We start from the raw sequence: 20,944 nt of genomic DNA on the forward strand, positions 1-20,944 counted from the left end.
ACGGACTGCCTTCCCGGCCCGGTCCGACCCGGCCAGGTGAGCGGGCGGGGCGAGGTGGGCGCAGGGACGGCTTCAGGCGCCTTCCACCCTATTGCCTCCGGGACCTCGGTCCGGTCACGGTGGCGCCCCCGGCGGCGGCCCATGTCAGCCCGCGTCCGGCAGGTCGTGCCCCGCACCGGAGCCGCCCGGGCTCTCCTCTTCCTGGCGTGGCTGCGGAAGGACCGGCTGGAGCACCAGCATCCGTTCGACGAGGCGCAGGAACATCGCCACGTCGCGTATCAGATCGTCGGCGTCCCGGCGGGTGGCCGCGCCCTGGATGCCCGCCTCGGCCCGGGCGCGGCGCCTGGCGCCGGAGGCGAAAAGGGCGCTCCACTCGGTGAGTTCGGGCGCTATCTCGGGGAGCACTTCCCAGGCGCTCCGGATGCGGGCCCGGCGGCGCGGGGAGGGATCGGGGCGGCCCCGGGCGGCGAGCACGGCCGCCGCGGTGCGCAGGGCGGCGAGGTGGGCCGTGGCGTATCGCTCGTTCGGGGTTTCGAGGACGGCCGCCTCGTCCAGCCCGGCGCGGGCCTGGGCGAGCAGATCGAGGGCGGCGGGTGGGGCCGTGGTGCGCCGAAGCACGGGGTGCACGTCGCTCGCCGGGCCGTTCAGTGAGGGGGCAGGGCCGGTGGCGCGGCGCCGCTTTGCGGCGGCTGCGTGGTAGGTGGCCATGACGAACCTCCTGTCGTCTGTGTGACGGCACGCCCTGATACGGGTTGCCGTATGTGCCCATCGTGGGGTATGGCACTGACAATCCGTTCTGACCTGGGGTTTTGCTTCGATCGAAGGTTCGGGCTAGTTTTTGCACTGACCAGTCAGTTCAATTAATCACCACCAGGGGGACCTGTGGACGGGGTCGGTGTCACCGCCGACGGCTTCGGGCTCCGAGGCCCTCGCGGATGGGCGTTCCGGGGAATCGGCATCGACGCGGAGCCGGGTTCGCTGATCGCCGTCGAGGGACCGTCCGGCTCCGGCCGGACCAGCCTGCTGCTCGCCCTCACCGGGCGGATGAAGGCCACCGAGGGCACGGCGACCGTGGGCGGGGCACGGCTGCCGAAGCAGTCGGCGGCCGTGCGAGGCGTCGCCGCGCTCGCACACGTCGCCGGCGTGACCGACCTCGACCCGGCGCTGACCGTCGGGGAGCATCTGCGCGAACGGGCGCTGCTGGAGCGGCGGTTCGGCGGTCCCGTACGGGAGTTGCTGCGGCCTCGCGCGGAGCGGCGGGCCGCAGTGGGGCAGCGGATCGACGCCGCGCTCTCCGCCGCCGGGCTCGACCGCGATGCCCTGCCCAAGGGGTCACGGACCGCCGTCCGCGACCTGGAGCGCCTGGAAGCGCTGCGGCTGTCCGTGGCGCTGGCGCTCATCGGACGTCCCCGGCTGCTCGGCGTCGACGACATCGACCTGAAGCTGACGGACGCCGAGCGGGAGGAGGTCTGGGCGCTGCTCAGGTCCCTGGCCGAAGCGGGGACGACGGTCCTCGCGGTGTGCGGCGCCGCGCCCGAGGGCGCGGTCGCGGTCTCCACCGGCCCGCGGCCCGTGCCGCTCGACCGGGCGACCGCCGCCGGGACCCGTGTCCGGGTCCGGGAGGCCGCGGTCGACTCCCGCGACGAGACCACGGCCGGATCCGCCGAGGAGACCACGGCCGACTCCGACATGACCTCTCGGTCCACGCACTCCACGAAGCCCGCCGAGTCCGCCGAGCCCGCCGCACCCGTCGAAGCCGTCGAAGCCGTCGAAGCCGTCGAAGCCGTCGAAGCCGTCGAAGCCGTCGAAGCCGCCAAGACCACCGTGTCCGCCAAGACCACCCCGTCCGACACGCCGACCGGGACCGATCAGAAGACCGGGACCGCGCACAGGACCGAGTCCACCGGGACCGAGCAGGAAGAGGAGAAGACGGATGCGATCGCCGAGTCTGGCCGCGCTTGAGCTGCGGCGTTTCGGTCGGGGCAGGCTTCCACGGGCCGCTCTCGTCGCGCTCCTGCTGCTGCCCCTGCTGTACGGCGCGCTGTACCTGTGGTCCTTCTGGGACCCGTACGGCCGTCTCGACCGCATCCCCGTGGCACTCGTGAACGACGACCGGGGCGCCAGCGCCGACGGGAAGAGGATCAGCGCCGGGGACGACATCGCCAAGGGCCTGCGCGACAGCGAGGTCTTCGACTGGCACGAGGTGAGTGCCGCCGAGGCACGCGCGGGCGTGGAGGACGGCAGGTACTACCTGTCGCTGACCATGCCGGCCGACTTCAGCGGACGGATCGCCTCCAGCGCGGGCGACTCGCCCGAGACGAGCGCCCTCCAGGTGCGCACCAACGACGCCAACAACTACATCGTCGGGCAGATCTCGCGAACGGTCTTCAGCGAGGTGCGCACCGCCGCGTCCACGAAGACCTCGCGGTCCTTCCTGGACAAGATCTTCGTCTCCTTCTCCGACATCCACGGAGCGACCGCGAAGGCCGCCGACGGGGCCGACGACCTCACCGGCGGCATAGGGAAGGCCGAGAAGGGTTCCAAGGACCTCGCCGACGGGCTGGGCGACGCCAAGGACGGCAGCGGCAAGCTGGCGAAGGGCCTGAAGAAGCTCGACAAGGGCGCCGACGACCTGGAGGACGGTTCGCAGAAGGTCGCGGACGGCACCCAGACACTCGCCGACAAGGTCAACGGCATCGCCGACACGGTGGGGCCCTTCGTCAAGGACAACGAGAAGACCATCGGCGACACCGCCCAACTGGTCGCCGACTCGGCCAAGGTGATCCGCGACAACCTCGCGACCCTGGTGAAGGTGGCGCCGACCGCCGCCGAGGGCGCCCACACGGCCTCGGACACCCTCGCCGCCGTGCACAGGGCACGCTGTGAGACGCCGGTGTTGCCCGACCCCGCCTGCGCCGATCTGAAGAAGGCCAAGGACGCCGCCGCCGACGTGGCGAAGGTCGCCGACGACGTCAACACGCTGATCGCCGATCAGGACGGCGACCTGAAGTCGCTGCGCACCGACCTCGCCGCCCTCCAGAAGCAGGCACAGTCGCTCGCCGACAGCGCCCCGCACCTCTCGGAGGACCTCGACGACGCCGTGACCAAGGTCAACGCGCTCAACACGGGAGCGGCGAAGGTCGCCAAGGGCGCCAAGACGCTGCACACCGGGCTCGGCACCGCCAAGACGGGATCGGTGGACCTCGACGCGGGCGTCACCAAGCTCGAGACGGGCGCCCAGGATCTCAACGGCGGCATCTTCAAGCTCTCCGACGGCTCCGGAAAGCTCGCCGACGGTCTGCACGACGGCGCCGAGCAGATCCCGGACTACGACACGCGGCAGCGCGACGCCCGCACCGCCGTCATGGCCGACCCCGTACAGCTCGCCTCCCAGGACCTGCACAAGGCGCCCAACTACGGCACCGGCTTCGCCCCGTACTTCATCCCGCTGTCGTTGTGGGTGGGCGCCATGGTGGCGTACATGCTGATCGCGCCGATGAACCGGCGCGCGCTCGCCGCGGGCGCCCCGGCCTGGCGGATCGCGCTGGCGGGCTGGCTGCCGGTGGTCGCGATCGGAGTGCTCCAGACGACGGCCCTGATGGCCGTGCTGCACTGGGCGATCGGCCTGGAGATGGCGCGGGCGGCCGGCACGCTGGGCTTCCTGTTCCTGGTGACGGCGTGCTTCGCCGCCCTCGTCCAGTGGCTCAACGCGCGCTTCGGGGCTGCGGGCCGGATTCTCGTGCTCGCTCTGCTCATGTTGCAGCTGACGTCGGCGGGCGGCACCTATCCCGTGCAGACCAGCCCCGGCTTCTTCAACGCGATCCACCCCTACCTGCCGATGAGTCACGTCGTCGACGCGCTCAGAAGGCTGATCACGGGCGGCGGCCTGACTCCGGTGTGGCACGCGTGCGTGGTGCTCGTCGCCTTCACCGTGGGCGCCCTGGCGCTGACCGCGCTGTCGGCGCGCCGCCGTCAGGTGTGGACACTGGACCGGCTGCACCCGGAGCTGAGCCTGTGAGGATGCGGCGTCCGGCGGGCCGGGTTCCTGTGACAATCGGGAGCATGGAAAGCAGCACCACCCCGGGCGGCCGCACCCGCCGCGAGGCCACCCGGCAGAAGCTCTACGAGGCAGCCGTCACGCTCATCGCCGAGCAGGGCTTCTCCGCGACGACCGTGGACGAGATCTCGGAACGGGCCGGCGTCGCGAAGGGCACGGTCTACTACAACTTCGCGAGCAAGTCGGTCCTCTTCGAGGAGTTGCTGCGGCACGGCGTGGGCCTGCTCACCGCCTCGCTGCGGGAGGCGGCCGAGCGCACCGCGCGAAACGGCGGCAGCAGGGTCGACGCCCTGGACGCGATGGTCCGCGCGGGCCTCGTCTTCATCGACCGCTACCCGTCCTTCACCCAGCTCTACGTGGCCGAGCTGTGGCGTACCAACCGGGCCTGGCAGTCCACCCTCATGGTGGTCCGGCAGGAGGCGGTGGCCGTCGTCGAGGGGGTTCTGCGGGAGGGCGTCGAGAACGGCGAGTTCAGCGAAGAGATCGATGTCCAGCTGACGGCCGCCGCCCTGGTGGGCATGGTGCTGGTGGCCGCGCTGGACTGGCAGGCCTTCCAGCCGGAGCGGTCCCTGGACGACGTCCACTCGGCGCTGTCCCGGCTGCTCCAGGGCCGGGTGAGCGGTCACCGGTAGCACGCACGTGCGCGTGGTGCGGCGCTGAACCGCACCACGCGCGCGTGGACACACGAAAGCGCCGGTCCGCGGTGGCCACGTCCCCCGTGGGCCGCCTCGGACCGGCGCTTCCTCGTGCTCCCCCGTTCCCCCGTTCCCTCCCCCGCCGTTCCCCCGTTCGGTCGTTCCCCCGGGGTGCCCCCCGCGCCTCGCTCCCGCCGAACCGGCCGGCGGAAGGAGCGGATCGAGGGCCGCTCCGTTCCGGCGCCCCGTGTCGCCGGTGCCGGAGCCGCGCCTCTTTCCGTGCCCCCACTCTCTCGTTCGCGCAGGTCGGCCCCCATCCGCGCGCGTACTCAACTCACCTCTTAGGTACGCGTACTCAGCTCTGCGCACTCAACCTCAGGACGCCGCGCGGCCGACTGGTTACGATCGCGTCCGTGTCCGTACTCCCCCTTGTGTTCACCAGCGGCTGGGCCAGCGGCATCAACGCCTACGCGGTGGTGCTGCTGCTCGGCGTGTTCGGCGCGACCGGCCTGAGCGACGAAGTCCCCGAGACGCTCCAGCGCCCCGAGGTGCTGATAGCCGCCGGCGTCCTCTTCCTGTGCGAGGCGGTGGCCGACAAGATCCCGTACGTGGACTCCGCGTGGGACACCGTGCACACGGTCGTCCGGCCGGCGGCGGGAGCCTGGGTCGGGGCGGTGCTCGCCGGGCAGAGCGGTTCGCTCTCCGACGCGGCGGCCGGCCTGCTCGGCGGTTCGACGGCGCTGGCCAGCCACGCCGTGAAGGCCGGCACCCGGATGGCGGTGAACTCCTCGCCGGAGCCGTTCAGCAATGTGATCGTGAGCCTGGCCGAGGATCTCGGCGTCGCCGGGATCGTGACGTTCGCGATGTTCCACCCGGAGGCGGCCGCGGTCATCGCGGGGGCCCTGCTGCTGGCCGGTCTGGCGGTCCTCTTCTTCCTCGTCTCACGCATCCGCCGGTTCCTGCGGCGCAGGGCCCAGCGGCGGGAGGAACGCCGGCTCTCCCGGCTCCCGTGGCCGCCGCCGGGCTGACGGGGTCGCTGTCGGTGGTGGCCGATAAAGTCGCGGGCATGGCAGGGATTGCGGTGATCGGCGCCGGGACGGGCGCGCTGACGGCGGCCGCCCGGCTGGCCGTCGCGGGCCACCGGGTGACGGTGTTCGAACGTACGCAGACGTACGGCGGAGCGGTGCGCCGCTTCGAGCGGGACGGGTTCGGCTTCGACACCGGTCCCGGTCTGCTGCCCCTCCCCGCCGTCTACCGCGACCTCTTCGTCAAGACCGGCAAGGAGCCACTGGAGGCCTGCGTAGAGCTGGTCCAGGTCGATCCGTCCGCACGGCACGTCTTCGCGGACGGTACCGAGGTGGCGCTGCCGAACGCCTCCCGCGCGGGGGTCGTGGCGGCGCTGGACGAGGCGCTGGGGGCGCCGGCCGGGCAGCGCTGGGGCGACTTCCTGGTCCGGGCCCGCGAGGCCTGGGACCGCACCCGCAGACCGCTCCTGGAGGAGCCCCTGTGGGACGACTGGTCGGTGCTGGCCGCCCGCGAGCCGTACCCGGCGGTCCCGCACAAACGCCTGCTGCGCACCCGCCGGGCGGGCACCCTCGCCGAGGTCGGCGCCTGGGAGCTGCGTGACCCCCGGCTCGGCGCGCTGCTCGAGGGGCACGCGCTCGCGTACGGCCTGGACCCGCGGGTCACCCCGGCGAGCGCGGCCGTGCTGCCGTACATGGAGCACGCCTTCGGCACCTGGTACGTGCGCGGGGGGATGCGGGAGCTGGTGCGAGCGGTCTACGAGCGGTGTCTGGCCCGCCGGGTGGAGTTCGTCTTCGGCGCCGAGGTCACCCGGATCCTGGAGAAGGACGGCCGGGCGGTGGGCGTGGAACTCGCCGGAGGCGAAACGCGGGAGGCGGACTTCGTGGTCGCTCCCGGCAGCGCCGCCGGTCTGCCCGCCCGCGCGGACGGCGAGGTCGGCCCGCAGCGGGGCCTGCCGAGCCGGCTGACCGTACTGCTCGCGCTGCGCGGCGCCCGGCCGCAGGGGACGGCGCACCGGACGGTGGCGCACTCGGTGGACCGCGACGGCGAGTTGGAGAGCCTCTTCGGTACGGCGCCGTCGGTGCCCGCACGGCCGACGGTGACGGTTCTGCGGCCCGACGACCCGGCCCTGGTCCCGGACGGCGATCATGAGGCCGTCACGCTCGGAGCGGTGGTCCCCGCGGGTGCGGAGATCCACGAGGAGCACGTGGACGCGCTGGTCGCCGTCGCCGAGCGAGCCGTCCCCGGTCTGCGCGACCGAGTCCTGTGGCGCGAGGTGCGCACCCCCGCCGACATCGCGCGGGAGACCGGCGCGGCGGGTGGCGCGGTCCCGGCGCCGGCGCTGGCGGCTGCCGGGGGGCGGCTGCTGCATCCCGCCAACTCCACGGGCCTGCAAGGGCTGTTCACCGTCGGCGGCTGGTCGCACCCGGGCGGCGGACTGCCGCACGCGGGCATGTCGGGCGCGCTGGTGTCCGGACTGATCGTGGAGGGCCCGCAGTTCCGGGGCTCACAGTGAGCGTCCAGGGCTCCCGGCGTCCCGACAGGAGGCGTCCCCGACAGGAGCCGTCCCCGGCAGGAGGTGCCACCGCCGGGAGACGCTCACGGCAGGAGGCGCTCACGGGTGAAAGGGGCCGTCAGAACCGATACTGCTCGTCGTAGCCGGTGCCCTGGCCGTGCCCCTGCTGCTGGCCGTCACCCTGGTACGGGTACTGCTGCTGCTCGGGCGGGAGTTCGCCGCCCAGCGGGTCGTCGGTGCTGCGCTGCTGCGGGACCCAGACGCCGCCGGCCGGGGTCTCTCCGTAGCCGCCGGTGCCGTACTGCTCCTGGCCGTAGCCCTGCTGCCCGTACTGCTGCTGTCCGTAGCCGGCGTCGTAGGAGCCGCCGCCGTAGGTCTGCGTGCCGATGTACGGGTCGGAGTAGGCGGCGTACTGCTGCTCGCCGGTGGCGTCGTAGCCGTACTGCTGCTGGGGGTACCCGGAGTACGTGTCGTATCCGTAGTTCTGGTCCGTGCTCTGGGCGGCCGTGGCGTACTGGTCCTGCGGCTGACCCTGCGCCTGGCCCTGGCCCGCGGCGGCCGCGTACGCGGTGTCGCTGTATATGCCGTAGGAGCCGGTGTCGTCGGGCAGCGGCTGAGGCTCGTACACGGACGTGGTCTCGGCGGCCGAGGGGTCGGCGCCACGGGCCGCGGGCGTGAAGACGTCGTCCCGGTCGTAGTCGTCGTCGCCGAAGGCGTTCTTGTCGGCGAAGGCGTTCTTGTCCTGGCCGAACGCCACGTCGTCGGTGCCGTACGCGGAGTCGGAGCCGAAACCGGCCGCCTCCGCCTCCAGGCCGGACCCCTCGAGTGCCGGGTCCTTGCGCTCGGCCTTGCCGCGGCGGCGCTTGGGGACGGTCCCGCCCTCACCGTCCGTGTCCGACTCCCCGCGCCGGAAGGCCCAGCCCTCCGCGAAGCCGCGCCGGAACGACAGGGTGACGTAGGTCTGGCCGACCGCGAAGGCGGCGGCGCCCAGCGCGATGACGACGACCGACGGGATCAGTACACCGAGGACGACGCCGAGGAAGCCCACGAAGGCCAGCAGCCGCCAGCGCAGCCGGGCCTTGTACTGCAGCAGAACCTCGCCGAGCAGCCACAGCGCGACCATGCCGAACGCGATGTAGAGGACCGTCCAGCCCATGTACGCCCCTCTCCCAGTGGCCGCTACGCAGTGTGTCGTACCTGGATGCGACCGGTCTAGGCCTGCGGCGGATGATGCAGGCCCAGGTTCTCGTAGATTTCCAGCGTCGCCGTGGAGTTGTTGAGTGTGATGAAGTGCAGTCCGGGCACTCCCTCGGCCAGCAGCCGAGCGCAGAACTCCGTGGCGAAGTCGATGCCAATGGAGCGTACAGCGGCCGGATCGTCTTTGGCTGTGAGGATCCGCTCTTTCAGGGCGGCCGGGAAGTGGGCGTTGCTGAGCCTGGGCAGGCTCTCCAGCATCTTCACACTCGTCACGGGCAGGACCTCGGGGATGACCGGAGTCACACAGCCGGCCGCCTCGACCCGGTCGCGCAGCCTCAGATACGACTCGGGCTCGAAGAACATCTGCGTGATGGCGTAGTCGGCGCCGGCCCGGCACTTGTCGACGAAGTGCGTGACGTCCGTGTCCCAGTCGCCCGAGCGCGGGTGCATCTCGGGGAAGGCGGCGACGCCCACGCAGAAGTCGCCCGACTCCTTGATGAGCCGCACGAGTTCGGCGGCGTACGTGAGTCCCTGGGGGTGCGGCACCCACGCGCCCATGGGGTCACCGGGCGGGTCGCCCCGTACGGCCAGCATGTTGCGGATCCCGGCGTCGGCGTACTGGCCGATGATGTTGCGCAGCTCGGCGACGGAGTGGTCGACGGCGGTCAGGTGCGCGACCGGCGTGAGGGTGGTGTCGACGACGATCTGCTGGGTCTCCCTGACCGTGGTCGCCCGGGTGGAGCCGCCGGCGCCGTAGGTCACCGAGACGAAGTCGGGGGCGACCGCCTCGACCCTGCGCAGCGCGTTCCACAGGCTCCGCTCACCCTTGGGCGTCTTCGGCGCGTAGAACTCGAACGAGTACGTCTTCTTGCCGGTCGCGAGGATGTCGCGCACGGTGCGCGCGCGGTCCGTCCTGGGTGGATGCGGTTCCTAGGGCCATACCCGCAGGTTAGCCAGGGGTGGGCGGTCCCCCAACCGGATGCGGGAAATTTGCCCGGATTGTCGACTTGTTGTCCATCCCTTGGACAGCCGTACCAGATGGACCGGCGGCACCCGTGGTACCGGTCGCACCGGACGTTCCGCCGTGCCGGTCGGGGCCGGCCGGGTCACGCCGCCCGCAGCCGCTTCGCGAACTCCGCGGCCGCGGCACCGGGGTCGTCCGCGTCCGTGATCGCCCGGACGACGACGACCCGGCGGGCGCCCGCCGCCAGCACCTCGTCCAGGTTGCCGAGGTCGATGCCGCCGATGGCGAACCAGGGTCGGTCGGTGCCGAGGGCGGCCGTGTGCCGGACCAGGTCGAGGCCGGGGGCGGACCGGCCGGGCTTGGTGGGGGTGGGCCAGCACGGACCGGTGCAGAAGTAGTCGACACCCTCCTGGACGGCGGCGGCTTCGGCTTCCGCCCCGGTGTGCGTCGAGCGGCCGATGAGGACGTCCTCGCCGAGGATCGCGCGGGCCGCGGGAACGGGCAGGTCGCCCTGTCCGAGGTGGAGCACGCCGGCGGCGGCCGCGTGCGCGACGTCCGCGCGGTCGTTGACCGCGAGCAGTCTGCCGTGGCGGGCACAGGCGTCGGCGAACACCTCGAGGTGCGCCAGCTCCTCGGCCGCCTCGATGCCCTTGTCACGCAGCTGGACGATGTCGACACCGCCCGCGAGGACCGCGTCCAGGAACTCCGGGAGATCGCCCTGTCGGGTGCGGGCGTCCGTGCAGAGGTACAGCAGGGCGTCGGAAAGGCCGGTGCGGGCGGTGTCGGACATGCGGAAATCCCCCCAGGCGGTGGCGTACGGGAGCGAGCGCCCCCGTACGCCGGGTGTGTCGGTTCGAATACGCGGATCAGACGGCGAGCGCCTGGGCGCGGCGCTTCACCTCCGTGCCGCGATTCTCACTCAGAGCCTGCGCGGGCGTACCGGGCAGGCTCGGGTCGGGGGTGAAGAGCCACTCGAGCATCTCTTCGTCCTTGAAGCCGTCGTCCCGCAGCAGGGTCAGGGTCCCGACCAGGCCCTTCACCACCTGGTCCCCGTCGATGAAGGCGGCGGGGACGTGCAGCGCGCGGTTCTCGCCACGGCGCACGGCGATGAGCTGGCCGTCCTTGATGAGCTGCCGGACGCGGATCACGTCGACATCGAGCATCTCCGCGATGTCGGGCACGGTGAGCCAGGCGGGGACTAGAGCATCGGTCTTTGCGTCAATCTCGGTCACGGGAACAAGCCTGCCATCTGCCGCTGACAGTCGGAAGTCGGGCCGGTCCGACCAGGCGGTCAGACCGCCGCCGTCGCCGCCTTCAGAGGCCGTGCCGGGTCGGCGAGGAGCCGCGGGTTCATGGGCGTGCCCGCCTGGATCAGCCGCTTTCCCTGGGCGAGGTCGCGGGCCCGGCCCACGGCCAGCAGGGCGACCAGCCGGTCCTCGCGCAGCCAGCACACCGACCAGGCCGGCCCCGAGGGGTCGCCGCGCCACAGGACGCGGTCGGCGTCGACGTGGTGCCCGGCGTACTGGACGAAGCGGCCGAACTGTTCGGACCAGAAGTACGGGACCGGGTCGTAGACGGCCAGGGGTTCGTCGGTGGCGGCGCCGACGATGTTCGCCGCCACCGTGCGCGGCCCCTGGAGGGCGTTGTCCCAGTGATGGACGAGGAGCCGCTCGCCGTACCGTCGCGAGGGGAAGGAGGCGCAGTCGCCGACCGCGTACACGTCGGGCACGGAGGTCCGCAGATGGGCGTCGGCCACGACCTCGCGATGGGCGCCCAGCGTGACGCCGGAGCCGGCCAGCCAGGCGGTGGCCGGGCGGGCGCCGATGCCGACCACGACGGCGCCCGCGGGCAGCCGGGAGCCGTCGTCCAGGACGACCGCGCCGGGCTCGACGCGCTCCACGCGCGCGTGGGTGCGCAGATCGATGCCGCTGTCGGCGTACCAGGCGGCCATGGGGGCCGAGACCTCGGCGGGCAGGGCCCCGGCCAGCGGCCGGTCGGCGGCCTCGACGACGGTGACCGCGCAGCCGGCCTCCCGCGCGGCCGTGGCGAACTCGGCGCCGATCCACCCGGCGCCGACGACCACGACGTCGTGCTGCCGGACGAGTACGGGCCGCAGCCGTTCGGCGTCGTCCAGGGTGCGCAGCAGATGCACGCCGGGCACGCCCTCGGCGCCGGGCAGCCGGATCGGTTCGGCGCCGGTGGCGAGGACGAGGACGTCGTAGGGGACGGGCCCGGCCCCGGTGTCCAGCTCGTGGTCGGCGGGGCGAAGGCCGTCGGCCTCGCGGCCGAGCACCAACTCGATGCCGAGTCCCTCGAAGTCGACGTCGAAGGCGGAGCCCTCCGCGTTGCCGAGCAGGACCGCCTTGGACAGCGGTGGCCGGTCGTAGGGCTGGTGGGGCTCCGCGCCGATCAGCGTCACCGTGCCGTCGAAGCCCTGTTCACGCAGGGCCACGGCGGTCTGCACCCCGGCCATGCCCGCGCCGACGACCACCACGCGCCGCGCGGCCCGGCCGCCTTCTTCCCGCCTCTGCTCGTTCACCTGATCACCTTAGGCGGCTGACGAAACGTCAGTCAGCCGTCGTGCGTCGTGACCTGCTCCACAACGCTGGTGCCGCTGCCCTCCTGCGACTCCCACGCCCAGCTCTCCTCGAGCCGCACCCGTCCGTCCGCGAGCTCCACGACCGTCGAGACGCAGTGCCCGCAGGACGTCGTCCCGTCGTGCTTGAGCTGTACGTACCGGAAGTCGAGCCGGTCCTCTTCGCGGGTACCCACCAGATGCCCGCGTACGACGTCACCGCCCGCGTACTCCGCCCAGATCTCGCCGCCGCGCTCGTGGTAGGTGAAGCGGGTGCGGGTGCCGACCTGACCGGGGGCCTGGTCGGCGACGGGCGCGAGGACGAGGCCGTCCAGCGAGCGGGGCATGACGAAGGGCTCCCTTACAGAGGCGCCGGACCACGGGCTAGGGTGGCCAACCTAGAGCACACGCGGGAGTCCGGACGCACCGGGCTGAGAGGGAGGCTGGCGGCCTCCGACCGTCGAACCTGATCCGGGTCATGCCGGCGAAGGGAGGGGCTGGACGCCCATGTCGTCTCCACGTACGTCAGACGTCCTCGTCATCGGGGGCGGGATCATCGGGCTGGTCACGGCCTGGCGGGCCGCGCAGCGCGGCTTCGCCACGGCGGTGGCCGACCCGGCGCCGGGCGGCGGGGCCGCCCAGGTGGCGGCCGGGATGCTGGCCGCCGTCACGGAACTGCACCACGGCGAGCAGACCCTGCTCGGCCTCAACCTGGCCTCCGCCCGCCGCTATCCGGAGTTCGCGGCCGAGCTGACGGAGCTGACCGGGCACGACCTCGGCTACCGGCGCTGCGGCACGCTCGCGGTCGCGCTGGACTCCGACGACCGCGCCCATCTGCGCGAACTGCACGCCCTTCAGCGGCAGTCGGGGCTGGAGTCGGAGTGGCTGTCAGGGCGCGAGTGCCGGCGTCTGGAGCCGATGCTGGCCCCCGGGGTGCGGGGCGGCCTGCGGGTCGACGGCGACCACCAGATCGACCCGCGGCGGCTGACCGCGGCGCTGGTGGCCGCGTGCGAGCTGGCCGGGGTGGCCTTCCACCGCGTGCGGGCCGAGCGGCTGTCCGTCGTCGGCGAGCGCGCCACGGGGGTCGTCACGAGCGACGGTACGGCGCTGGCGGCGGGCCAGGTGGTGCTCGCCGGCGGCAGCCTGAGCGGACGGCTCGCGGGGGTGCCGCAGCACGTGCTGCCTCCCGTACGGCCGGTGAAGGGCCAGGTGCTGCGGCTGACCGTGCCGCCTCGCCACGCGCCGTTCCTCAACCGGACCGTGCGGGCCGTGGTGCGCGGCAGCCAGGTCTACCTGGTCCCCCGGGAGAACGGCGAACTGGTCGTGGGGGCGACCAGCGAGGAGCTGGGCTGGGACACCACGGTGACGGCGGGGGGTGTGTACGAGTTGCTCCGCGACGCCCACGAGCTGGTGCCGGGGATCACCGAGCTGCCGCTCACGGAGACGCGCGCGGGACTGCGGCCCGGGTCCCCGGACAACGCGCCGCTGCTCGGGCCGACGGAGCTCGCGGGGTTGCTGCTGGCCACCGGCCACTACCGCAACGGCGTGCTGCTGACGCCGGTGACGGGTGACGCGATGGCGCACGCCCTGGCCACCGGGGAGCTCCCGGACGAGGCCCGCCCCTTCACGCCCCGGCGCTTCGGCGCCGCCGCACTCTCGGAGCAGCCCGCATGAACGCCCACGGGAACACCCGGGGACACGCCCGCGTGAGTGTCTCGGTGAACGGGGAGCCGCGCGAGTTCGCTCCCGGCACGGCCCTCGACAGCGTCGTACGGTCCCTGACGCCGGCGCCCTCGGGGGTGGCCGCCGCGCTCAACGAGACCGTAGTACCGCGCGCGCAGTGGCCGTCCACGGCGCTGCGCGACGGTGACCGGGTGGAAGTCCTCACCGCGGTCCAGGGAGGCTGAGCCATGGCCGACGATCTTCTCGTCCTCGGAGGCAGGTCCTTCTCGTCCCGTCTGATCATGGGTACGGGGGGTGCGTCCAGTCCGGAGGCGCTGGAGCGGGCGCTGGTGGCGTCCGGGACCGAGCTGACGACGGTCGCGATGCGCCGGGTGGACCCCTCGGTGCACGGTTCGGTGCTGTCGGTGCTGGAGCGGCTCGGCATCGGGGTGCTGCCGAACACGGCGGGATGCTTCACGGCCGGGGAGGCCGTGCTGACGGCCCGGCTGGCGCGGGAGGCGCTGGGCACCGAGCTGATCAAGCTGGAGGTCATCGCCGACGAGCGCACGCTGCTGCCTGACCCGATCGAGCTGCTGGAGGCGGCGGAGACGCTGGTGGACGACGGGTTCACGGTGCTGCCGTACACGAACGACGATCCGGTGCTGGCCAGGAAGCTGGAGGACGTGGGGTGCGCGGCGGTGATGCCGCTGGGCTCCCCGATCGGCTCCGGCCTGGGCATCCGCAACCCGCACAACTTCCAGCTGATCGTCGAGCACGCGCGCGTGCCGGTGATCCTGGACGCGGGGGCGGGCACCGCGTCGGACGTGGCGCTGGCGATGGAGCTGGGGTGTGCGGGGGTGATGCTGGCGTCGGCGGTGACACGGGCCCGGGACCCCGAGCGGATGGCGTCGGCCATGCGGGCCGGCGTCGAGGCGGGAAGGCTGGCCCGGCTGGCCGGACGGATCCCGCCCCGCTACTTCGCGGAGGCGTCCTCGCCCGTGGAGGGCCGGGCCGTGCTGGACCCCGAGCGCCCCGCTTTCTGACCGCCGCACCCCTACCGTCCGGTCTTCGGATACGGGAGTCGCGGGAGCCGTGGGTTGCGTCACAGGTCGGCTCCAGTAGCGCTGCGATCGCGGTGGAACCGGCGGAGGTGTCGGCGGCGGCTCGTACACTCACCTGCGTGGACACGACCCTTCAGGACCCTCTGGTCGGGCAACTGCTCGACGGCCGGTATCGCGTAGAGGCGCGGATCGCGGTCGGCGGGATGGCCACGGTCTACCGGGCCGTGGACACCCGCCTGGACCGCGTGCTCGCGCTCAAGGTGATGCATCCGGCGCTCGCCGCCGACGGGGCGTTCGTCGAGCGGTTCATCCGGGAGGCGAAGTCCGTCGCCCGGCTCGCACACCCGAACGTCGTTCAGGTGTTCGACCAGGGTGCCGACGGGTCGTACGTCTATCTCGCCATGGAGTACATCGCCGGGTGCACCCTGCGGGACGTCCTGCGGGAGCGCGGGGCGCTCCAGCCGCGGGCCGCGCTCGACATCCTGGAGCCCGTGCTGGCCGCGCTCGGCGCCGCGCACCGGGCCGGCTTCGTGCACCGGGACATGAAGCCCGAGAACGTCCTGATAGGGGACGACGGGCGGGTCAAGGTCGCGGATTTCGGTCTGGTGCGGTCCGTCGACACCGTGACCAGCACCACGGGAGCCGTGCTCGGCACCGTCGCCTATCTCGCACCCGAGCAGATCGAGCAGCCCGGCGCCGCCGACCCCCGGGTCGACGTGTACGCGTGCGGGGTGGTGCTCTACGAGATGCTCACCGGTGAGAAGCCTCACGACGGCGACTCCCCCGCGATCGTGCTCTACAAGCACCTCCACGAGGACGTTCCGCCGCCGTCCGCCCTCGTCCCCGGGATGCCGTTCGAGCTGGACGAGCTCGTGGCGTCGGCCACCGCCCGCACCCCCGGCATCCGCCCGTACGACGCCGTCGCGCTGCTCGGGCAGGTACGGGAGGCGCGCGCCGCGCTGACCGTGGACCAGCTGGACGCGACGCCGCCGCAGGCCGTCTCCGGGGGGCACGACAACGCCGACGACCGGACGAGCGTGATCCCGCGCTCGCTCACCGTGCCCCGTCCGCTGCCCGTCAACGACGACGACCCCGCCGACGGCGAGGACCCGCTCAACCGCACCTCCCGTTTCCAGAGCGGACCACCCCTGCCGCCCCGGCGCCGTACCGCACGGCCCCGGCGCGGGGTGCTCGCGCTCGTCGCCGCCGTTCTGCTGGTCCTCGGCGTGGGCGCCGGCGTCTGGTACATCAACTCCGGCCAGTTCACCAAGGTCCCCGCGGTGCTGACGCAGAAGGAGGCGGAGGCCAGGAACCGGCTGGAAGCCGCCGGCCTCGAGGTCGGCAAGGTGCGGCACCAGCACAGCGACACCGTGAAGCGCGGCACCGTCATGGACACCGACCCCGGCCCGGGCGCCCGGATCCGCAAGCACGACTCCGTGTCGCTCACCGTCTCCGACGGCCCCGAGATCGTGAAGGTGCCGGACGTGGAGGGCTCCCGGCTGGACAAGGCCGAGGAGCTGCTGAAGACGGACGGCCTGGAGCCGGGTCTGGTCACCGAGGAGTTCAGCGAGGACGTTCTCAAGGGCTTCGTGATCAGCACCGACCCGGAGGCGGGTACGAAGCGCCGGGCGGGCACCGCGGTCGCGATCGTGGTCAGCAAGGGCAGTCCGGTCGACGTTCCGGACGTCACCGGCGATGCCCTGGACGACGCGAAGGCCGAACTGGAGGAGGCCGGCCTGAAGGTGAAGGTCGCCACCGGGCAGGTCAACTCCGAGTTCGACAAGGGCCTGATCGCGGCGCAGACCCCGGAGGAGGGCAGTGAGGCCGCCGAAGGCGACACGGTGACGCTGACGCTGTCCAAGGGACCGGAGCTGGTCGAGGTCCCGGACGTGGTCGGCGCGAGCGTCGACGACGCCAAGTCGCTCCTGGAGGAGTCCGGGTTCGAGGTCGAGGAGGACCGGGGACTGCTCGGACTGTTCGGCGACACCGTGAAGAGCCAGTCCGTGGACGGCGGCGACACGGCGCCCAAGGGCTCGACGATCACGATCACCATCCGGTGACCGTGCGGTGCCGGGGCACCGCCCGGGGCATGACACCCTGAACAGGTGAGTTCTCGAGCCCCCTTCCCCACCCGCAACCCCATCGGCAGTCACGTCCCCGTGGCCGGCGGTCTGCACGACGTGGGGATGTCGTACGCGCACGACCTCCGGGCCGAGACGGTCCAGGTCTTCGTCGCCAACCCGCGCGGCTGGGCCACTCCCGTCGGCAACCCGCGCCAGGACGAGGCCTTCCGGGAGGCGTGCGCGGCAGAGTCGGTCCCGGTGTACGTGCACGCGCCGTACCTCATCAACTTCGGCTCGCACACCGAGGCGACGGCCGAGAAGTCGGTGGAGTCGATGCGGCACTCGCTGCGCCGCGGCCGGGAGATCGGCGCGCTGGGCGTGGTCGTGCACACGGGGAGCGCGACGGGCGGGCGGGACCGGTCCGTGGCGCTGAAGCAGGTGCGGGAGTATCTGCTGCCGCTGCTCGACGAGCTGACCCACGACGACGACCCGTTCCTGCTGCTCGAGTCCACCGCCGGCCAGGGCGCCTCGCTCTGCTCCCGGACCTGGGACTTCGGGCCGTACTTCGAGGCGCTGGACGCCCATCCGAAGCTGGGCGTCTGCCTCGACACCTGCCACATCTTCGCGGCCGGGCACGATCTGACCGGCCCGGCCGGTATGAGCCAGACCCTCGATCTGCTGGTGGACACGGTCGGCGAGGGCCGGCTGAAGCTGATCCACGCCAATGACTCCAAGGACGTGGCCGGCGCCCACAAGGACCGGCACGAGAACATCGGCGCCGGTCACATCGGGGAGGACCCCTTCCGGGCGCTGATGACCCACCCGGCCACCGCGGGCGTACCGCTGATCATCGAGACACCCGGCGGCAAAGAGGGACACGCGGCGGACGTCGAACGGCTGAAGAAGCTCCGGGACGGCTGACGGAATCCCGGGACGGCCGACGCCGTGCCGGGGAGCTCAGAGTTCGGGGCCGTCGCCCGGCTCCTCCTGGTAGGAGTAGCGCTGTTCCTTCCAGGGGTCGCCGAGGTTGTGGTAGCCGCGCTCCTCCCAGAAGCCACGGCGGTCGGCGGTCATGTACTCGACGCCCCGGACCCATTTGGGGCCCTTCCAGGCGTAGAGGTGCGGTACGACCAGCCGCAGCGGGAAGCCGTGCTCGGCGGTGAGCAGCTCGCCGTCCTTGTGGGTGGCGAAGATCGTGCGCTCGGCGGCGAAGTCCGACAGCCGCAGGTTCGAGCTGAAGCCGTACTCCGCCCATACCATCACATGGGTGACGTTCGGGGCGGGCGGGGCGCTCTCCAGGATGGTGCGGGCCGGGATCCCGCCCCATTCGGCGCCGAGCATGCTGAACTTCGTCACGCAGTGCAGATCGGCCACGACGGACGCGTACGGAAGAGCCGTGAACCCGTCGTGGTCCCAGCAGCGCTTCTCACCGTCGGCGGTGGCGCCGAACACCCTGAACTCCCAGCGTTCGGGCCGGAACTTGGGCACCGGGCCGTAGTGCGTGACGGGCCATCCCCGCTGCAGTCGCTGTCCCGGCGGAAGCTCGGACACTGCTTCTTCTCCAGATTCGCGCTCCACCGGCTGACCCATGACTCCATCCTGACAGACCCTGGACGGTGCACATGACCAGCCATGACCGGGCATATCCCGAATCGGGCAACTGCTACTAAGCATGCACTAACTTACTAAGTACGCACTTACTGGACGATCTTCCACGCCGGTGCAATCATGCGGCGGCAGTCTCCCCGATTCCCACCCCGTACCCCACGTGGAAGGAGCCTCTGCGATGCAGGGCGACCCCGAGGTCATCGAGTTCCTCAACGAGCAGCTCACCGGTGAGCTCACCGCGATCAACCAGTACTTCCTCCACGCGAAGATGCAGGAGAACTTCGGCTGGACGAAGCTCGCGAAGTACACCCGGCACGAGTCGTTCGACGAGATGAAGCACGCCGAGGTGCTCACCGACCGGATCCTGTTCCTGGACGGGCTGCCGAACTACCAGCGCCTCTTCCATGTGCGGGTGGGGCAGACGGTCAAGGAGATGTTCGAGGCCGACCGACAGGTCGAGGTCGAGGCGATCGACCGGCTGAAGCGCGGGATCAAGGTGATGCGCGAGAAGGGCGACATCACGTCCGCGAACATCTTCGAGTCGATCCTCGCGGACGAGGAGCACCACATCGACTACCTCGACACCCAGCTGGAGCTGGTGGAGAAGCTCGGTGAGGCGCTGTACCTCGCGCAGCTGATCGAGCAGCCGGAGAGCTGAGGCCCTGGCTAGGCCGCTTCCTCGAGCTCTTCGAACTCCTCGAGTTCGGCGAGCACCGCGCTGCCCCGGTCGGCCAGGTCCCGGCGCGGACCGGCGCCCCGGCCGAGGATCGCCTGGATGCGACGGACGCACGACCCGCAGTCCGTGCCCGCCTTGCAGGCGGAGGCAACCTGGCGGGGCGTGCAGGCTCCGTTGTCCGCGTGCTGCTGGACCTGCGCCTCGGTCACGCCGAAGCAGCTGCATACGAACACGCGGATTCACCTCCCGCCGAGATCAATAAGGCTAACCTAACCTTACCCGGCGGCCACGGGCCACAAAAGTGGAGTGGGGCGCGGTCGTATGTGATCCGCGCCCCACTCCTGTGATCAGGGGTCACTGGTCCCGGTACATCTCCGCCACCAGGAAGGCCAGGTCCAGGGACTGGCTGCGGTTCAGCCGGGGGTCACAGGCCGTCTCGTAGCGCTGGTGCAGGTCGTCGACGAAGATCTCGTCGCCGCCGCCCACGCACTCGGTGACATCGTCACCGGTCAGCTCCACGTGGATGCCGCCCGGGTGGGTGCCGAGGCCCTTGTGCACCTCGAAGAAGCCCTTGACCTCGTCGAGCACGTCGTCGAACCGGCGGGTCTTGTGACCCGAGGCCGCCTCGTAGGTGTTGCCGTGCATCGGGTCGGTGATCCAGGCGACGGTCGCACCCGAGGCGCTGACCTTCTCGACCAGCTCGGGCAGCTTGTCGCGGACCTTGTCGGCGCCCATGCGGACGATGAAGGTCAGCCGACCGGGCTCACGGTCGGGGTCGAGGCGCTCGATGTACTTCAGCGCCTCCTCGGCCGTGGTCGTGGGGCCGAGCTTGATGCCGATCGGGTTGCGGATCTTCGAGGCGAACTCGATGTGCGCGTGGTCCAGCTGCCGGGTGCGCTCGCCGATCCACACCATGTGCGCCGAGACGTCGTACAGCCGCCCGGTGCGGGAGTCGACCCTGGTCAGGGCGGACTCGTAGTCGAGCAGCAGCGCCTCGTGGGAGGAGAAGAACTCGACCGTCTTGAACTCCTCCGGGTCGGCCCCGCAGGCGTGCATGAAGTTCAGCGCCTGGTCGATCTCACGGGCGAGCTGCTCGTAGCGCTGACCGGACGGGGACGACTTCACGAAGTCCTGGTTCCAGGCGTGCACCTGGCGCAGGTCGGCGTAGCCGCCGGTGGTGAAGGCGCGCACCAGGTTGAGCGTGGAGGCGGACGCGTTGTACATCCGCTTCAGGCGCTCGGGGTCCGGGATGCGGGACTTCTCGTCGAAGTCGAAACCGTTGACCGAGTCGCCCCGGTACGTCGGCAGGGTCACGCCGTCGCGGGTCTCGGTGCCCTTGGAGCGCGGCTTGGAGTACTGGCCGGCGATGCGGCCGACCTTGACGACCGGCACCGAGGCGGCGTACGTCAGCACGGCGCCCATCTGGAGCAGCGTCTTGAGCTTGTTGCGGATGTGATCGGCGGACACGCCGTCGAAGGCCTCGGCGCAGTCGCCGCCCTGGAGAAGGAACGCCTCTCCCTTGGCGACGGCCGCCATCCGGGCGCGCAGCTGGTCGCACTCGCCCGCGAAGACGAGCGGCGGATACGACTCGAGGTCCGCGATCACTGCGCGCAGAGCCTCGGTGTCGGGGTACTCGGGCTGCTGCGCCGCGGGCAGGTCTCGCCAGGTGTTGCCAGCGCTCGCGCTGGTCTTAGCGTTCACGGTCACGCCCTCAACATTACGGGGTCGTGTCGAGTCGTTTTCGCCCGGCTCGACAGGTGAGACGCCCTCCCGCTCAGGTGCGCGTGGGGTAGGGTGCGTCGCATGTTCGCGCTTTCGACCCAGAACTGGTGGTGGACCGCTCATCCGGCGGCCCACTGAACTGCGCGTACGCAAGACTTCGCGAAGGCCGCCCGAGGGGCGGCCTT

Annotated in this window: 22 protein-coding genes; 12 read left to right on the top strand and 10 right to left on the bottom strand. The window is 71.8% G+C overall.

Annotation, left to right across the window (positions count from 1 at the left end):
* Nucleotides 1-144: 144 nt before the first annotated feature.
* Entirely contained in the window at nt 145-708 is a 564-nt protein-coding gene (locus QF030_RS13090; protein ID WP_307162838.1) for an SAV_6107 family HEPN domain-containing protein, read from the bottom strand.
* Nucleotides 709-882: 174 nt separating this feature from the next.
* On the opposite strand from QF030_RS13090, the gene QF030_RS13095 reads away from it, so the two are divergent.
* From QF030_RS13095 to QF030_RS13115, 5 genes are all read left to right on the top strand, one after another.
* Entirely contained in the window at nt 883-1,962 is a 1,080-nt protein-coding gene (locus QF030_RS13095; protein WP_307162839.1) for an ATP-binding cassette domain-containing protein, read from the top strand.
* On the top strand, nt 1,934-4,018 hold the full coding sequence (locus tag QF030_RS13100; RefSeq protein ID WP_307162840.1) for a YhgE/Pip family protein: 2,085 nt from the start codon (nt 1,934-1,936) through the stop codon (nt 4,016-4,018). Before QF030_RS13095 ends, QF030_RS13100 begins: the two co-directional genes overlap by 29 nt.
* Nucleotides 4,019-4,062: 44 nt before the next feature.
* Nucleotides 4,063-4,689, top strand: coding sequence for a TetR/AcrR family transcriptional regulator (locus tag QF030_RS13105; RefSeq protein WP_307162841.1), 627 nt, complete (start codon nt 4,063-4,065; stop codon nt 4,687-4,689).
* 416 nt (nt 4,690-5,105) lie between these two features.
* Nucleotides 5,106-5,720: a DUF4126 domain-containing protein gene (locus QF030_RS13110; protein WP_307162842.1), complete on the top strand. Its 615-nt coding sequence runs from the start codon at nt 5,106-5,108 to the stop codon at nt 5,718-5,720.
* A 38-nt stretch (nt 5,721-5,758) separates the two neighbouring features.
* Nucleotides 5,759-7,231, top strand: coding sequence for a phytoene desaturase family protein (locus QF030_RS13115; RefSeq protein WP_307162843.1), 1,473 nt, complete (start codon nt 5,759-5,761; stop codon nt 7,229-7,231).
* A 118-nt stretch (nt 7,232-7,349) separates the two neighbouring features.
* On the opposite strand, the gene QF030_RS13120 is transcribed toward QF030_RS13115, so the two are convergent.
* The 6 genes from QF030_RS13120 to QF030_RS13145 form a co-directional block, all read right to left on the bottom strand.
* Nucleotides 7,350-8,387, bottom strand: coding sequence for an SCO2102 family sporulation regulator (locus QF030_RS13120; protein WP_307162844.1), 1,038 nt, complete (start codon nt 8,385-8,387; stop codon nt 7,350-7,352).
* Between the two features lie 56 nt (nt 8,388-8,443).
* Nucleotides 8,444-9,322 (bottom strand): methylenetetrahydrofolate reductase [NAD(P)H], encoded by an 879-nt coding sequence (gene metF / locus QF030_RS13125; protein ID WP_307162845.1) that lies wholly within the window; start codon nt 9,320-9,322, stop codon nt 8,444-8,446.
* A 212-nt stretch (nt 9,323-9,534) separates the two neighbouring features.
* Nucleotides 9,535-10,182 (bottom strand): thiamine phosphate synthase, encoded by a 648-nt coding sequence (gene thiE, locus QF030_RS13130; protein ID WP_307162846.1) that lies wholly within the window; start codon nt 10,180-10,182, stop codon nt 9,535-9,537.
* Nucleotides 10,183-10,258: 76 nt separating this feature from the next.
* Nucleotides 10,259-10,624, bottom strand: coding sequence for an Rv2175c family DNA-binding protein (locus QF030_RS13135; RefSeq protein WP_307162847.1), 366 nt, complete (start codon nt 10,622-10,624; stop codon nt 10,259-10,261).
* 59 nt (nt 10,625-10,683) lie between these two features.
* Nucleotides 10,684-11,931 carry an NAD(P)/FAD-dependent oxidoreductase gene (locus tag QF030_RS13140; protein WP_307162848.1) on the bottom strand — a complete coding sequence of 416 codons (1,248 nt, stop codon included), beginning with the start codon at nt 11,929-11,931 and terminating at the stop codon, nt 10,684-10,686.
* Between the two features lie 32 nt (nt 11,932-11,963).
* On the bottom strand, nt 11,964-12,314 hold the full coding sequence (locus QF030_RS13145; protein WP_307162849.1) for a hypothetical protein: 351 nt from the start codon (nt 12,312-12,314) through the stop codon (nt 11,964-11,966).
* Nucleotides 12,315-12,474: 160 nt separating this feature from the next.
* On the opposite strand from QF030_RS13145, the gene thiO reads away from it, so the two are divergent.
* From thiO to QF030_RS13170, 5 genes are all read left to right on the top strand, one after another.
* Nucleotides 12,475-13,641, top strand: coding sequence for a glycine oxidase ThiO (gene thiO, locus QF030_RS13150; RefSeq protein ID WP_307162850.1), 1,167 nt, complete (start codon nt 12,475-12,477; stop codon nt 13,639-13,641).
* A gap of 32 nt (nt 13,642-13,673) precedes the next feature.
* Nucleotides 13,674-13,874, top strand: coding sequence for a sulfur carrier protein ThiS (gene thiS / locus QF030_RS13155; protein ID WP_307167553.1), 201 nt, complete (start codon nt 13,674-13,676; stop codon nt 13,872-13,874).
* Nucleotides 13,875-13,877: 3 nt separating this feature from the next.
* Entirely contained in the window at nt 13,878-14,672 is a 795-nt protein-coding gene (locus QF030_RS13160; RefSeq protein ID WP_307162851.1) for a thiazole synthase, read from the top strand.
* Nucleotides 14,673-14,809: 137 nt separating this feature from the next.
* On the top strand, nt 14,810-16,750 hold the full coding sequence (gene pknB, locus QF030_RS13165) for a Stk1 family PASTA domain-containing Ser/Thr kinase (protein ID WP_307162852.1): 1,941 nt from the start codon (nt 14,810-14,812) through the stop codon (nt 16,748-16,750).
* A gap of 45 nt (nt 16,751-16,795) precedes the next feature.
* On the top strand, nt 16,796-17,674 hold the full coding sequence (locus tag QF030_RS13170) for a deoxyribonuclease IV (RefSeq protein WP_307162853.1): 879 nt from the start codon (nt 16,796-16,798) through the stop codon (nt 17,672-17,674).
* A gap of 36 nt (nt 17,675-17,710) precedes the next feature.
* Here QF030_RS13170 and QF030_RS13175 read toward each other — a convergent pair whose 3' ends face one another.
* A complete protein-coding gene (locus tag QF030_RS13175; RefSeq protein ID WP_307162854.1) occupies nt 17,711-18,343 on the bottom strand; it encodes a sulfite oxidase-like oxidoreductase in 633 nt (210 codons plus the stop codon).
* A 196-nt stretch (nt 18,344-18,539) separates the two neighbouring features.
* Here QF030_RS13175 and bfr point away from each other — a divergent pair, with 196 nt between their 5' ends.
* A complete protein-coding gene (gene bfr / locus QF030_RS13180) occupies nt 18,540-19,019 on the top strand; it encodes a bacterioferritin (RefSeq protein ID WP_307162855.1) in 480 nt (159 codons plus the stop codon).
* A gap of 8 nt (nt 19,020-19,027) precedes the next feature.
* Here the strand turns inward: bfr and QF030_RS13185 are convergent, their stop codons facing one another.
* Entirely contained in the window at nt 19,028-19,270 is a 243-nt protein-coding gene (locus QF030_RS13185; RefSeq protein WP_307162856.1) for a (2Fe-2S)-binding protein, read from the bottom strand.
* A gap of 121 nt (nt 19,271-19,391) precedes the next feature.
* Nucleotides 19,392-20,744, bottom strand: coding sequence for a class II 3-deoxy-7-phosphoheptulonate synthase (locus QF030_RS13190; RefSeq protein WP_307162857.1), 1,353 nt, complete (start codon nt 20,742-20,744; stop codon nt 19,392-19,394).
* Nucleotides 20,745-20,840: 96 nt separating this feature from the next.
* Here QF030_RS13190 and QF030_RS40570 point away from each other — a divergent pair, with 96 nt between their 5' ends.
* Nucleotides 20,841-20,897, top strand: a complete 57-nt coding sequence (locus QF030_RS40570; protein ID WP_078912442.1) for a trp operon leader peptide — start codon at nt 20,841-20,843, stop codon at nt 20,895-20,897.
* The last annotated feature ends 47 nt before the right edge of the window (nt 20,898-20,944 follow it).

The sequence above is a fragment of the Streptomyces rishiriensis genome (assembly GCF_030815485.1).
GTDB classification, from domain to species: domain Bacteria; phylum Actinomycetota; class Actinomycetes; order Streptomycetales; family Streptomycetaceae; genus Streptomyces; species Streptomyces rishiriensis_A.

Bases quoted from the DNA above. Each gene is read 5' to 3' on its own strand.
- bfr (WP_307162855.1), top strand. From the start codon at position 18,540: ATGCAGGGCGACCCCGAGGTCATCGAGTTCCTCAACGAGCAGCTCACC.
- QF030_RS13175 (WP_307162854.1), bottom strand. From the start codon at position 18,343: ATGGGTCAGCCGGTGGAGCGCGAATCTGGAGAAGAAGCAGTGTCCGAG.
- QF030_RS13100 (WP_307162840.1), top strand. From the start codon at position 1,934: ATGCGATCGCCGAGTCTGGCCGCGCTTGAGCTGCGGCGTTTCGGTCGG.
- QF030_RS13160 (WP_307162851.1), top strand. From the start codon at position 13,878: ATGGCCGACGATCTTCTCGTCCTCGGAGGCAGGTCCTTCTCGTCCCGT.
- QF030_RS13145 (WP_307162849.1), bottom strand. From the start codon at position 12,314: ATGCCCCGCTCGCTGGACGGCCTCGTCCTCGCGCCCGTCGCCGACCAG.
- QF030_RS13120 (WP_307162844.1), bottom strand. From the start codon at position 8,387: ATGGGCTGGACGGTCCTCTACATCGCGTTCGGCATGGTCGCGCTGTGG.
- thiE (WP_307162846.1), bottom strand. From the start codon at position 10,182: ATGTCCGACACCGCCCGCACCGGCCTTTCCGACGCCCTGCTGTACCTC.
- QF030_RS13090 (WP_307162838.1), bottom strand. From the start codon at position 708: ATGGCCACCTACCACGCAGCCGCCGCAAAGCGGCGCCGCGCCACCGGC.
- QF030_RS13115 (WP_307162843.1), top strand. From the start codon at position 5,759: ATGGCAGGGATTGCGGTGATCGGCGCCGGGACGGGCGCGCTGACGGCG.
- QF030_RS13105 (WP_307162841.1), top strand. From the start codon at position 4,063: ATGGAAAGCAGCACCACCCCGGGCGGCCGCACCCGCCGCGAGGCCACC.
- thiO (WP_307162850.1), top strand. From the start codon at position 12,475: ATGTCGTCTCCACGTACGTCAGACGTCCTCGTCATCGGGGGCGGGATC.